Below are 11,763 nucleotides of genomic sequence, written 5' to 3'. Positions count from 1 at the left end.
CCTGCCGTTCAGTGCCTCTGGCGGTGCATTGCTCTTCCACCTTCTGAGCAAGCTGTATGAACGCACCAGCGTCATCATCACCACCAACCTGAGCTTCAGCGAATGGGCCAGCGTGTTCGGCGATGCCAAGATGACCACCGCACTGCTCGATCGTCTTACCCATCGCTGCCACATCCTCGAGACTGGCAATGACAGCTACCGCTTCAAGGCCAGCTCCGAAACAGCGAAGAAAAAGCGAAAGGAGGCAACAGCATTGACGCCATCATGACATAGAGAACATAACTAATGGGTGGGTCAAATCGCGGTGACAATGCCGGGTCAGTTCTCAGTGACAATCAACATGTAGGCCCGAAGGTCCTTGTCGCCAGCAACGTCGATGACGTACCCGCATGACCTCTCTGCGGCACGACGAAAGGTCATCGGACGGTTGGCTCCCTTCAGCTTAAGATAGACATCAACTGCCTCGGAGAGCGTCACAGCGTCCGTAAATGGGGCATGACCTGCACTGCTGGCAATGTCGCAAGCCATGCGCAGTTTATGCTTGCCCGGCAACTCTACGTCCTTGATCCGCAGGTGATACCAATACTCATCAAGCTGGTGCGCTGCTCTACTGGCCCTCGATGCGGCGGAAGGTGCTGACCGGGTCTTCAGCGAATAAGTGATTTTCTTGGATGAATAGTGCTTCTGAAGGTCACTTGGGACCCTCCGTTCGAAGTAATAGATGCCGTTCTTGGTAAAAGAAAAGGGCACCGATTTGTCATTCGCCATGTCCTACGCTCCCGCACTTTCCCAAAGAAACTGAGCGTGATCAATGCGTTGGAACTTCAAGTGGTGCCGCTGATAGGACTCGAACCTACTACCCCATCATTACGAATGATGTGCTCTACCTGATGAGCTACAGCGGCGTACGGACCCTACTATGGTCCTAGTAATTTCTCGTCAAGCCCCGCAACTGACTGGTATTGCGCGTCATTCTCTCGGAGACCCGCTAATTACGAATGATGTGCTCTAGCTGATGAGCTACACCGGCCATCTTTTCGCGGGGCGTTCTGTGCCTCATGCGCCAAGCCGTTATGTTAGCGCATGGGCGGGCTAGTATCACCGGAATTTAAAACTGTGTACCCCTATTTTTCGTTTTTTTCCGGGGCGGGGTCCGAAACAATTTCGGCATCTTCGGGTTCATTGGTATCGGCATCCGGGTCCGAAACTGCAGGCTGTTGGGGTTTGCCGATGATAAGGGGCAGAAGTTCGGTGCCGGTTGCGCTTGGCCCCGTGGTATCTGCGGGTTCGCGCCATGACAGGGTATCAAAGCCCGCGCAATTGTCGCAGATCGGCACCCATTGCGTATGAATTGCCTGACATTTGTCACAGCACCATTGCGGGCCGCGCGGGGCCGTCAGGGCGCGGGCAAGCCAGCCACGGATTACGGCATCATCGGCGCCTTCGCCACGTTCCACCGCCGCCATAATCGCCAAAGTGCGGGCGTTGGGGTGGCTCGTGGCAAGGTCGCCCAGCGCACGGCGGGCGGCGGGGAAATCCTCGGCCGTCAGGCTGAGTTCGGCCAGCAGCAGGCGGGTTTCGATGTGGTCGGGGTTCAGCTTGGTCAGAGTCTGAAAGCGTTTCAAACGCTGGACGCTGGATTCGTCTGGCGTGATTTCGGCAAAGGCGGCTGCCAGATCGGGGTGCGGTTGGGCGGACCATGCCTTTTTCAGCACCTTGGTCGCGTTGCGCGCATCCCCCTTGGCGATATAGCCACGGGCGGCCATTGCAGCGGCGGGGATCAGGTCTGGCGACAGGCGGTTCGCCTCAATCGCGGCCTCGCGGGATTCGATGCTGGCGTTTTCGTCCAGCACGCCGTGGGCCTCCTGCAGGGCCAGAACGGCATCACGGCGGCGGAACACATCGCGCGGCAAGGCGCCGGATTTCAGCTTGGCGCCAAGGGTGACGCGCGCGCCTTTCCAATCGCCTTGACCGGTTTGCAGGTTCAACAGCGTTTCCTGGATTTCATCGTGCTTGGGTTTCAGCGCAAAAGCCTTTTCAGCCAATTTCAACGCGGTTGCTGTATCGCCTTCAGCGATCTTTTGGCGCATCAACCCGCGGACACCCACAAAGCGGGATTTATCATCGTCGAGCAGCAGCTTGTACGCCTCGGTCGCGCGCTTGGTGTCGCCTGTCATTTCCGCCGCTTGGGCGATCAGCAGGGTGGTCAGTTCAGGGCGATCCAACAGCTTATCGGCTTTGGCCGCACGTGACAGTGCCACACGCCCTTCACCCGATGCCAAGGCCATAAGGCCATCAGATAGCGCCTGATACCCTTTACGTTCCCGGTTGCGGTCGAAATAGCGAGAAATGGCGGTTTCGTCGCCGTTCAAAAAGCGCAAGACAGCGACGACCAAGCCGATGAGCTTTAAAAGCACCCAAAGGGCTGCCAAGAGGAGCAAGAGCGCAATAGCGGCCTGTAATGGTTCCAGCGTGTATTCGACGCCTAGCATGGCAATACGGATACCGCCGCCCGTGTCCATCAACACCCCTGCACCATAGGTAAGGCCCGCAATCGCGGCGACAAACAGCAAAACTTTGATGAGCGACCAAATCATGTTTGTGGCTTACCTTTCGCTCAACGCTGTCGCCAAGGCGGCAGTCGCTACTTGCGCGTCAATGCGCAGATTAACTTGTGCTACCCAACCGGCTAGCGCGGTTTGCGCCGGATCGGGCAGTGTGGTGATCTCGGTCAGTGCGGTGGGCAAATCACCAGATACCACGGCGGCATTTGCGCGCGACAGTACGGCATCAGGATCGTCGCCTTCTTGCGGAGTCAACGACCGCGCGCCGGTTTGGCTCCGCAGAAACGACCCCATGCGGTCGGTCCATGTACTGCCCATATTTCCGCGCAGGCTTTGTGCCAGCGCGGCACGGGCCGGATCTTCAAACCCTTGAATCAGGGCGGCTTGGGTTGGTACCCCGTTCTCGGCGTTCTCTCTCAGTATCGCGGGCACAGGCAAACCGGCATCAACCAGCAGTGTCAGCGGTTCCACAAAGGGCGTCCCGCCCAGCATTGCGGCCTTTATCTTGGTCAACGCGGCCTGCAATAGTACGGATTGGGCCTTGGCAGCAGCATCTGCACGCATGGTTTCGGCCTCGGATATCAAGGATTTAGTGGCAGTTTTTTGCGCGGCAAGATCGCTGCGCAGGCTGTCGAGTTCGGCGGAAAGGCCGGTCAGGGCCGCGAGATCAACCACGTCGGTTCCAGCAGGACGGGATTCAAGTGCGGCGAGCCCATCTTCAAGCGCCGCGATGCGCGCTGCGCTATCTTGGTCTGTTGCGGGCATGGTGGCCAGCTTTGCGGCTTCGGCTTTTTCGAGTGCGGTGTTGGCTGTGGCGCGCAGGGCGGCAAGCTCGTTCATCACGGCCTGCGAGCTGTCTTGTGGCAAGGCCTGAAACTGGGCGTGTAATGCCGCAATCTCATCTGCATGCTGGGTCAGTTGGGTTTGCAAAGGCGATTTGCCGGGCAGGGGCCAGCCTTCTGGCACGACATAACGCGCAAGGCCAAAGCCGATACCGGCGGCGATGACGCCACCCAGAACCAAAGGCAAAAAGCCGGGGCCGGATTTTATGACGGCGGGCGCGCCTGAGGGCACAGACGTTTCGCTGTCGAATGTTTCGTCATTCGCGTGGTCCGGCTCGGGTGTCGATTCTGGCGTCGGTTTGGGCGGGTCCATAACCTCCGCATCCTCAACACTGGCCGCCTCGGGGGGAGGGGCCTCTGCCACGGCTTCTTTCGCGTCTCCAGCCTCTATCAACTTTTCAACAGGTGTCGCGTCAGGGGTTTCGACACGCTTATCCAGTTTTGGGTTTGTCGCGGCTTTGCGCGGTGTCTTTGGGGTAGCCATAAATGCGCCTCCATTCCAATGCTCCGGATGTGCCAGGGTTTTTCCTTAGCCTAGACTGACAGGGCCACAGGCTCAAGCCATCTAGGATGCGGCATAGAAACCAGAGATAGCATCCAGCAGCGAAACTGCGTTCGGTTGGTTTGCATAGCACAGGTTTACAGGTGTCAATTTCAACAATTCCTCCCCAACCGCTTTACTTAGGGCTGCAAAGGTTAACGGCGCCAGTGGCGTAAGGAAAGAAACGTTTTGGCAGAATAGGGCGGCGCTGCGAGGAGAAAACAGGGGAACCACCACAGGCATTTCCCCCTGAAGCAGGTCAATTGCTGAGGACGACAGGGGCTGTTCTACTTGTTCGTAAAGAACGCATATGTCTGTCTTTAGGCCTGAATCGGTTAACCTTTGGGCCACATTGCCACGGCTATGCGCGCCGCAAATATGGAGCAAGCGCGCTGGCCCCTGCTTGCCGATAAAGGTGATAAGATCAGATGCGTCACCATCGGCAGATACAGGCTCTAACCCCGCCAATAAAGCCGCTTTTGCAGTACGTTTGCCAACGCAATAGGCAAGCTTTGGCATGGTTTCGGGGCGGGGCTTTAGGGTCTGAAATGCCATCACACCGGTTTCTGAGGTAAAGATCAGCGCGTCAAACGGGCCAGCCGGAAGGGCGGCATTCACAAAGCGCGGCGCAATCAGGGGGCTGATGGTGACTTCGATATCCTGTCCAAAGCGCTGCCGCAGCTGGCCCGCAAAGCGATTGCTTTGCGCGGCGGGGCGGGTCAGCAGAAAGGCGGGCAGGCGGGATTGTGTGGCCATGATGCAGGTGTTACCTGCTATAAAACTCCCATGCAACGGCCTGATATGCGCAAAACCTTAACCATCCTTGGGATCGAAAGCAGCTGTGATGACACGGCGGCTGCAATTGTGCGTGATGGCGAGGGCGGGCGACAGATTTTGGCGTCTATTGTCGAAGGGCAAACCAGTTTGCATGCGGCCTTTGGTGGCGTGGTCCCCGAAATCGCTGCCCGCGCCCATGCCGAGCGAGTTGATGGTTGTGTGGCGCAAGCGATGGCGGCGGCGGGAGTCGGCTTTGGCGATTTGGATGGAATCGCCGTGACGGCAGGGCCGGGGTTGATTGGCGGCGTGTTGGCTGGGGTGATGTGCGGCAAGGGGCTGTCCGCTGCCACAGGTCTTCCGCTGATCGGGATGAACCATCTGGCGGGCCATGCGCTGACCCCGCGTTTGACGGATGGGTTGGAATTTCCATACCTGATGCTGCTGGTTTCGGGCGGACATTGCCAATATTTGCGGGTCGATGGGCCAGACAGCTTTACCCGTCTGGGCGCGTCTATTGACGATGCGCCGGGTGAGGCGTTCGACAAGGTGGCCAAAGTTTTGGGCCTGCCCCAACCTGGTGGCCCAATGGTCGAGGCCGAGGCGGCGTTGGGCAATCCCAAACGCTTTGCCCTGCCGCGTCCGCTTTTGGACCGGCCTGGCTGTGACATGTCGTTTTCGGGGCTGAAAACCGCCTTGCTGCGCGCGCGCGATGGGGTGATTGTCGAAAAGGGTGGTATGTTGCGGGCAGACCGCGCCGATTTATGCGCTGGGTTTCAGGCGGCTGTGGTGGATGTTGTCGCGGAAAAGACCCGCCGTGCCTTGGCCATGGCACCCGTAAAGGCATTTGCCGTGGCAGGGGGCGTGGCCGCAAACCAAGCGATCCGCGCGGCGTTGGAAAAGGTTTGTTCTGAAAACAGCGTGCAGTTTCTGGCACCGCCTCTGGCCCTGTGTACCGACAATGCAGCAATGATCGCTTGGGCGGGGATAGAGCGGTTTCGCCTTGGGCATAGCGACGATCTAACACTATCGGCACGGCCGCGTTGGCCGTTGGACCAGACCAGCCCAGCGCTTTTGGGCTTTGGTAAAAAGGGGGCCAAGGCATGATCGGGATCATCGGGGCAGGAGCGTTTGGCGGGGCGCTGGCGATAACCTTGGGGGCAAAGCAACCTGTTACCCTGTGGGGGCGCGGCCAAACGGGACGTGAGATTGTGCGGTTGCCCGGGGCCGAACTGCCTTTGCTGGTGACAGTTGCCGCGGATTTGGCAGAGGGGGCGCGCTGCGATACAGTTTTGCTGGCCTTGCCTGCGCAAGCGATGGGGCGGTTTTTGGCCGATCATGGCGCGATGTTTGCTGGAAAGCGTTTGGTTGCGTGTTGCAAAGGGGTTGATCTGACCACAGGCCTTGGCCCCACAGGTGTGATTGAGGCGCATTGTGGTGACGCAGTCGCGGCCATTCTGACCGGCCCGAGCTTTGCGAGCGATATTGCGGCGGGCCTGCCGACTGCGCTGACGCTGGCCTGTGCCGATGATGCGGTGGGCGAGGCGTTGCAGCACCAGCTTTCTACGGATGTTTTGCGCCTGTACCGCACGACCGACGTGACAGGTGCCGAATTTGGCGGGGCGCTGAAAAACGTGATCGCGATTGCGGCGGGCGTGGTGATGGGCGCAGGTCTTGGTGAAAGCGCGCGGGCGGCACTTATGACCCGCGGGTTTGCCGAGATGAAGCGGCTGGCGCTGCACAAGTGCGCGCGGCCTGAAACCCTGAGCGGGTTGTCGGGGTTTGGCGACTTGGTGTTGACCTGCACATCGGCGCAATCGCGTAACTTTCGGTTTGGGCAAGCGCTGGGCGCAGGTGTTGCTTTTGATCCTGCTGTGACTGTCGAAGGGGTTGCGACGGCTTTGGCAGTGGCTACACTGGCACATAAATTGGGTGTTGATATGCCTGTGACCCAGATGGTCGCAGGCCTAACCCAAAACAAAATCATGCTTGAGGATGCCATTCGCGCCCTCATGTCCCGACCATTGAAACAGGAGTAAACCCCAATGCGCGTCGCCCTTTTTTGCCATGACAAACCTGGTGCCTTGCAGGTCCGTAAAGACAACCGCACGGCGCATTTGGCCTATATCGAGGCCACGGGCGTGGTGGAAATGGCAGGGCCGTTGCTGACACCCGAGGGTGAGATGTGCGGGTCGCTGGTGGTGCTGTCGGTGGACACATTGGCCCAAGGTCAGGCCTGGGCGGCGGCGGACCCCTATGCGTTGGCAGGGTTGTTTGCATCTGTTCAGATTACGGAATGGAAAAAGGTTGTAGGCTGATGGCCTTTTGGCTGTTCAAATCTGAACCCGATGTTTGGGGCTGGGACCATCAGGTCGCCAAGGGTGATGCGGGCGAGGAATGGGGCGGCGTGCGCAACTATCAGGCCCGCAACAACATGCGCGCGATGCAGGTTGGCGACCTTGGTTTTTTCTACCATTCCAACATCGGCAAAGAAATTGTCGGTGTGGTTGAGGTGTGCCGGACCAGCGCGCCGGACAGCACCACCGACGATCCGCGCTGGGATTGTGTGATGATAACGGCGGTGGTGCCGCTGGCACGGCCCGTGACATTGGAAGATTGCAAGGTCCAGCCAGGGCTGGAAAACATGGCGCTGGTGAAATCCATGCGCCTGTCGGTGCAGCCAGTGACGGCCGAGGAATGGCAAATTGTGCGGCGCATGGGTGGGTTGAAGGCCTAGCGCGCGCAAACCTTTTCCACGGAAAAGGCGTTCGCCGCGTGTAGATTTTGGCAATCTTTTTGGGCGTGTCTTTAAGGAAACGATTGTGGATCTAGACATCAAACTTGGCTTGATCGGGGACAATATTGCGCAGTCGCAAGCCCCGCGCCTGCACCAGCTGGCAGGGAAGATTACGGGGCTTTCTGTCAGTTATGACCGTTTGGTGCCGCGCGATATGGGCCTGAATTTCGATGGTGTCTTTGCGTTGGCGCGGGATCAAGGCTTTCGCGGGCTGAATATTACCTATCCGTATAAAAAAACCGCCTTTGCGTGTGTCAGCGTGCCGGACCCGTTGGTGCGGGCAATCGGGGCAGTGAATACGGTGGTTTTTGAACCGGACGGGCCAGTTGGGTTCAATACCGATTATACCGGATTCGTCGCTGCTTATCGCAAAGAGATGGGGCAGGTGACGCCGGGCGTGGTTTGCATGGTAGGAACGGGTGGCGCGGGACGGGCGGTCGCATTCGGGCTGATCGCGCTTGGCGCTGAGGGGATCCGCTTGATGGATCTGGACCGCACCAAAGCCGAAACCTTGGCCACAGCGCTGCGACAAGCCAGCCCAAAGACCGAAGTGGTGGTTTTTGACAATGTAGACGAGGCTGCACGCGGGGCCAGTGGATTGATCAACTGCACGCCGATTGGGATGGTAGGGTATGATGGCACGCCAATGCCTGCACATGTGATGCAAGGGGCGGCTTGGGCGTTTGACGCGGTTTATACGCCGATTGATACGCGGTTTCTGCAAGATGCCAAAGCGGCGGGTTTGCAGGTTATTTCAGGTTATGAGCTGTTCTTTGGTCAAGGGATTGATGCTTGGCATATTTTCACAAACGCGCCGATTGATGCGGCGGCGTTGCGGCAAGCGTTACAATAGAATGACCCCGTAGTGGTGTGAAAATAGGAGGGCCCCGACCCCATCAGGACCCTCCTCCCACCCACGCGCTCCCTAGCACCACACGTGTTCTGATTGAAAAGGTCCTGGGCATACTGCCCTGTCTGACTGTTCTAGCGCATTTGCCGCGATCCTGCAAAAGCCAAACAGCGAAAAATTGAAACAACAAAGCCGATAAGTATATGTATCAAAAGCAAAACACCCGCGCCGTTCAGGGCTGCGGGTGCGATGCAGACGTTCAGGCCATGGTTCAGGCGTAAACGGATTCTTTTTTGAAATGCTTGGCCAGCATGTAATAGACCACTGCGCGGTATTTGCTGCGCTCGGACCGGCCATAGGTGTTGATCACGGCATCAATTGCTTCCATCAGCGCTGGGCTATCAGCAAGGCCGAGTTTCTTCATCAAAAAGTTTTTCTTGACGGTTTCCAGCTCGGCCAGGTCAGTGCCCGCGACGGTGGAACTGTCAGCGTTATAAATTGCAGGGCCGCAACCAATGGTCACTTTGGTCAGCAGCGCCATGTCTGGTTCCATTTTGCACTTGGTGCGCAGGTCATCAGCATATTTTGCGATCAGATCGTCTCTCTTGCTCATTTTCGGTCGCTCCTTGTTGATTGGTTCTTCAGTGCAAGCCCAGCAAAAGCGGACCCCCAGCAGAACATTAGGCGGAAAGCGGGCTTCAAACAAAGGGAAAAATTGCGAAGTTTTCACCGCTGCACCAAGCGGGGGTGCCCATCGGCGCGTAGGTTTGGTGATTTATCGGTAAATGGCTATGGCTTACGCCAAGTCCAAAGATTGGCGGTCCAATCACATGGATAAGGCCCAGCGCGCAACGCTGGGCCCTATGTTCGAAATCACACCAAAACGCTCAGTAGCGGTAGTGTTCCGGCTTGAACGGTCCTTCTTGCGGCACGCCGATATAGTCGGCCTGATCCTTGCGCAGTTCGGTCAGTTTTACACCGATGCGGGCAAGGTGAAGGCGTGCCACTTTTTCATCCAGATGCTTGGGCAGGATGTAAACGCCGGGGGCATATTCGTCGCCCTTGGTCCAAAGTTCGATCTGCGCCAAAACCTGATTGGTGAACGAGGCCGACATAACGAAAGACGGGTGGCCCGTGGCGTTGCCGAGGTTCAGCAAACGGCCTTCGGAGAGCAGGATCAAGCGGCTGCCGGATGGCATCTCGATCATGTCGACCTGTTCTTTGATATTGGTCCACTTGTGGTTTTTCAGCGAAGCGACCTGAATTTCATTGTCAAAGTGGCCAATGTTGCCAACGATCGCCATGTCCTTCATCTCGCGCATATGCTCGATCCGGATCACGTCTTTGTTGCCAGTGGTGGTGATGAAAATGTCGGCGGAACCGACCACATCTTCCAGCAAGACTACTTCAAAACCGTCCATCGCGGCTTGAAGCGCGCAGATCGGGTCTACTTCGGTCACTTTCACGCGGGCGCCAGCGCCTTGCAAGGACGCAGCCGAGCCTTTGCCAACATCGCCGTAACCGCAGACAACGGCCACTTTGCCAGCCATCATGGTGTCGGTCGCGCGGCGAATGCCATCAACCAGCGACTCTTTGCAGCCGTATTTATTGTCAAACTTCGATTTGGTGACAGAATCATTCACGTTGATCGCAGGGAAGGGCAATTGGCCCTTTTTGTGCAGATCATAAAGGCGGTGCACACCTGTGGTCGTTTCTTCGGACACGCCTTGGATCGCCGCTTTGGTTTTTGCGAACCAGCCGGGGGTCTCTTTCATGCGCTTTTGGATTTGCAGCTTGATGACTTCTTCTTCCTCGGATGCGGGCACGGCAAGCACGTCTTCGCCAGCTTCCATCCGTGCACCGAGCAGGACGTAAAGCGTGGCATCGCCGCCGTCATCAAGGATCATGTTCGCGCCTTCGGGGAACATGAAGGATTTATCAAGGTAATCCCAATGTTCGGTCAGGGTCTGGCCCTTGATCGCGAACACAGGTGTACCGCCTGCGGCAATCGCGGCAGCAGCGTGATCTTGGGTCGAGAAGATGTTGCACGACGCCCAGCGCACATCGGCACCAAGGGCTGTCAGTGTTTCGATCAAGACGGCGGTTTGGATGGTCATGTGCAAAGAGCCAACGATCCGCGCGCCTTTCAGCGGCTTTGCGGTACCGAATTCCTCACGCAGTGCCATCAGGCCGGGCATTTCGGTTTCGGCGATGTTTAGTTCTTTGCGCCCAAATTCGGCCAGCGCGATGTCTTTGACGATGTAATCTTGCGGCATGAGCCGTACTCCTTGGCAATTGATCTGTTGTGGGTCAGATAGCATTGTAGGTCGCGTTGGGCAATGTCAGGCGTGTCTCGCGAAGTAATGGCAGGAATGGGAACGGTTTTATGAAGCAACCCAGAGCATGGCAGAGGATGTTATCTGGTCGCCGTTTGGACTTGTTGGACCCAACGCCCGTGGATATCGAGATTGAGGATATCGCCCACGGATTGGCCTTTGTTGCGCGGTGGAATGGGCAAACCTTTGGCGATTGGCCCTATTCGGTTGCCGAGCATTCCTTGCTGGTGGAACAGATTTTCCGTAAATCCAATCCAGCGGCGGCACCGCGTTGGCAATTGGCTGCGCTTTTGCACGATGCGCCCGAATATGTGATTGGTGACATGATCAGCCCAGTAAAGGCGGCAGTCGGGCTGGGCTATGGTGCGTTGGATGACAAGTTAACGGCGGCTATACATATCCGCTTTGGCCTGCCCGCCGTTTTGCCGGTCGCGATGAAAAAGGCGATCAAGGCGGCGGATACCGTTTCGGCGTGGCTGGAGGCCGTGCACATTGCGGGGTTTTCCGAAGCGGAGGCGGATAAGTTTTTCGGAAAACAGGTACCCCAGCTTATCAAAGGATTGTCGATAGAGCTGAGGCCGCCTGTACAAGTGCGCGCCGCCTTTATTTCACGGCACACGGAGCTCATGTCAAAGCTTTGATAGGCTGTTAAACTGAAAGCCCGCCTTAGACCGAAAGATCGTCAGGCGTCTTGCCTGCAGCCAAAGCAGCAACAAACCAACGCGGTTTGCGCCCACGCCCAGACCATGTATCAGAACTATCGGCAGGGTTGGCATATTTAGCAACGGCAGGTGCGCGTTTACGAATGGTCGCAGCACCCGTCAATTCTGCAAGAGAAAAGCCAAGCTGTCTTGCCTTTTCTTCCAGCTCCAACAAAGCCTGTTTTTTCTTGCGCGTTTCAAAGTTTGCAATTTCTTTTGCAATCTTGGATTGTAGGTCCTTAAGTTCTTTCAGCGATAGTTTTTCTAGATCAACTGACAATTCAGGGTCCCTTTCTGTATTAGGTTCTACTTAATATGGCATACATTATCTAATTTCAATCCATTGAAGTTTGGTCAA

At 57.1% G+C, this 11,763-nt stretch carries 14 protein-coding genes and 1 tRNA gene; 7 read left to right on the top strand and 8 right to left on the bottom strand.

The features are described from left to right. A partial coding sequence (locus tag G560_RS0105795) for an ATP-binding protein (protein WP_028913775.1) occupies nt 1-268 on the top strand: 268 nt, incomplete at its 5' end. A gap of 50 nt (nt 269-318) precedes the next feature. Here G560_RS0105795 and G560_RS0105790 read toward each other — a convergent pair. The 5 genes from G560_RS0105790 to G560_RS0105770 all read right to left on the bottom strand — a co-directional run bounded on the left by G560_RS0105790 (nt 319) and on the right by G560_RS0105770 (nt 4,703). Continuing rightward, nucleotides 319-768 (bottom strand): DUF6538 domain-containing protein, encoded by a 450-nt coding sequence (locus tag G560_RS0105790; protein ID WP_022703367.1) that lies wholly within the window; start codon nt 766-768, stop codon nt 319-321. Between the two features lie 61 nt (nt 769-829). Next, nucleotides 830-905 (bottom strand) — tRNA-Thr (locus tag G560_RS0105785). Between the two features lie 219 nt (nt 906-1,124). After that, nucleotides 1,125-2,597: a heme biosynthesis protein HemY gene (locus G560_RS0105780; RefSeq protein WP_022703366.1), complete on the bottom strand. Its 1,473-nt coding sequence runs from the start codon at nt 2,595-2,597 to the stop codon at nt 1,125-1,127. A gap of 9 nt (nt 2,598-2,606) precedes the next feature. Then, nucleotides 2,607-3,890, bottom strand: coding sequence for a COG4223 family protein (locus G560_RS18680; RefSeq protein WP_022703365.1), 1,284 nt, complete (start codon nt 3,888-3,890; stop codon nt 2,607-2,609). Nucleotides 3,891-3,971: 81 nt separating this feature from the next. Beyond that, complete coding sequence (locus G560_RS0105770; RefSeq protein ID WP_022703364.1) at nt 3,972-4,703, bottom strand: uroporphyrinogen-III synthase; 732 nt, start codon at nt 4,701-4,703, stop codon at nt 3,972-3,974. 45 nt (nt 4,704-4,748) lie between these two features. Here G560_RS0105770 and tsaD point away from each other — a divergent pair, with 45 nt between their 5' ends. The 5 genes from tsaD to G560_RS0105745 all read left to right on the top strand — a co-directional run bounded on the left by tsaD (nt 4,749) and on the right by G560_RS0105745 (nt 8,371). Further along, on the top strand, nt 4,749-5,828 hold the full coding sequence (tsaD, locus tag G560_RS0105765; RefSeq protein ID WP_028913774.1) for a tRNA (adenosine(37)-N6)-threonylcarbamoyltransferase complex transferase subunit TsaD: 1,080 nt from the start codon (nt 4,749-4,751) through the stop codon (nt 5,826-5,828). Continuing rightward, nucleotides 5,825-6,760, top strand: coding sequence for an NAD(P)H-dependent glycerol-3-phosphate dehydrogenase (locus tag G560_RS0105760; RefSeq protein ID WP_022703362.1), 936 nt, complete (start codon nt 5,825-5,827; stop codon nt 6,758-6,760). Before tsaD ends, G560_RS0105760 begins: the two co-directional genes overlap by 4 nt. Nucleotides 6,761-6,766: 6 nt before the next feature. Next, a complete protein-coding gene (locus G560_RS0105755) occupies nt 6,767-7,039 on the top strand; it encodes a YciI family protein (protein ID WP_022703361.1) in 273 nt (90 codons plus the stop codon). Next, the gene (locus G560_RS0105750; protein WP_022703360.1) at nt 7,039-7,458 is read left to right on the top strand and encodes an EVE domain-containing protein; all 420 of its coding nucleotides are present in this window, start codon (nt 7,039-7,041) and stop codon (nt 7,456-7,458) included. The genes G560_RS0105755 and G560_RS0105750 overlap by 1 nt, the downstream gene beginning before the upstream one ends. A gap of 85 nt (nt 7,459-7,543) precedes the next feature. Further along, the gene (locus tag G560_RS0105745) at nt 7,544-8,371 is read left to right on the top strand and encodes a shikimate dehydrogenase (RefSeq protein ID WP_022703359.1); all 828 of its coding nucleotides are present in this window, start codon (nt 7,544-7,546) and stop codon (nt 8,369-8,371) included. Between the two features lie 268 nt (nt 8,372-8,639). Here the strand turns inward: G560_RS0105745 and G560_RS0105740 are convergent, their stop codons facing one another. Both G560_RS0105740 and ahcY read right to left on the bottom strand, forming a co-directional pair. Further along, on the bottom strand, nt 8,640-8,981 hold the full coding sequence (locus G560_RS0105740; RefSeq protein WP_028913772.1) for a DUF2853 family protein: 342 nt from the start codon (nt 8,979-8,981) through the stop codon (nt 8,640-8,642). A gap of 274 nt (nt 8,982-9,255) precedes the next feature. After that, complete coding sequence (gene ahcY, locus G560_RS0105735; RefSeq protein WP_022703357.1) at nt 9,256-10,644, bottom strand: adenosylhomocysteinase; 1,389 nt, start codon at nt 10,642-10,644, stop codon at nt 9,256-9,258. 110 nt (nt 10,645-10,754) lie between these two features. Here ahcY and G560_RS0105730 point away from each other — a divergent pair, with 110 nt between their 5' ends. After that, nucleotides 10,755-11,345: an HD domain-containing protein gene (locus tag G560_RS0105730; protein WP_022703356.1), complete on the top strand. Its 591-nt coding sequence runs from the start codon at nt 10,755-10,757 to the stop codon at nt 11,343-11,345. A 25-nt stretch (nt 11,346-11,370) separates the two neighbouring features. Here the strand turns inward: G560_RS0105730 and G560_RS0105725 are convergent, their stop codons facing one another. After that, nucleotides 11,371-11,685, bottom strand: coding sequence for an H-NS histone family protein (locus tag G560_RS0105725; RefSeq protein WP_022703355.1), 315 nt, complete (start codon nt 11,683-11,685; stop codon nt 11,371-11,373). Between the last annotated feature and the right edge of the window lie 78 nt (nt 11,686-11,763).

This window comes from Pseudorhodobacter ferrugineus DSM 5888, assembly GCF_000420745.1.
Taxonomy (GTDB): domain Bacteria; phylum Pseudomonadota; class Alphaproteobacteria; order Rhodobacterales; family Rhodobacteraceae; genus Pseudorhodobacter; species Pseudorhodobacter ferrugineus.
Note: the sequence above shows the minus strand (reverse complement) of the source record. Positions and strands in the feature narration are given on the sequence as shown.

Coding starts and splice junctions, on each gene's coding strand:
- G560_RS0105790 (WP_022703367.1), bottom strand. CDS start 768: ATGGCGAATGACAAATCGGTGCCCTTTTCTTTTACCAAGAACGGCATC.
- G560_RS0105780 (WP_022703366.1), bottom strand. CDS start 2,597: ATGATTTGGTCGCTCATCAAAGTTTTGCTGTTTGTCGCCGCGATTGCG.
- G560_RS18680 (WP_022703365.1), bottom strand. CDS start 3,890: ATGGCTACCCCAAAGACACCGCGCAAAGCCGCGACAAACCCAAAACTG.
- G560_RS0105770 (WP_022703364.1), bottom strand. CDS start 4,703: ATGGCCACACAATCCCGCCTGCCCGCCTTTCTGCTGACCCGCCCCGCC.
- tsaD (WP_028913774.1), top strand. CDS start 4,749: ATGCGCAAAACCTTAACCATCCTTGGGATCGAAAGCAGCTGTGATGAC.
- G560_RS0105760 (WP_022703362.1), top strand. CDS start 5,825: ATGATCGGGATCATCGGGGCAGGAGCGTTTGGCGGGGCGCTGGCGATA.
- G560_RS0105755 (WP_022703361.1), top strand. CDS start 6,767: ATGCGCGTCGCCCTTTTTTGCCATGACAAACCTGGTGCCTTGCAGGTC.
- G560_RS0105750 (WP_022703360.1), top strand. CDS start 7,039: ATGGCCTTTTGGCTGTTCAAATCTGAACCCGATGTTTGGGGCTGGGAC.
- G560_RS0105740 (WP_028913772.1), bottom strand. CDS start 8,981: ATGAGCAAGAGAGACGATCTGATCGCAAAATATGCTGATGACCTGCGC.
- ahcY (WP_022703357.1), bottom strand. CDS start 10,644: ATGCCGCAAGATTACATCGTCAAAGACATCGCGCTGGCCGAATTTGGG.
- G560_RS0105730 (WP_022703356.1), top strand. CDS start 10,755: ATGAAGCAACCCAGAGCATGGCAGAGGATGTTATCTGGTCGCCGTTTG.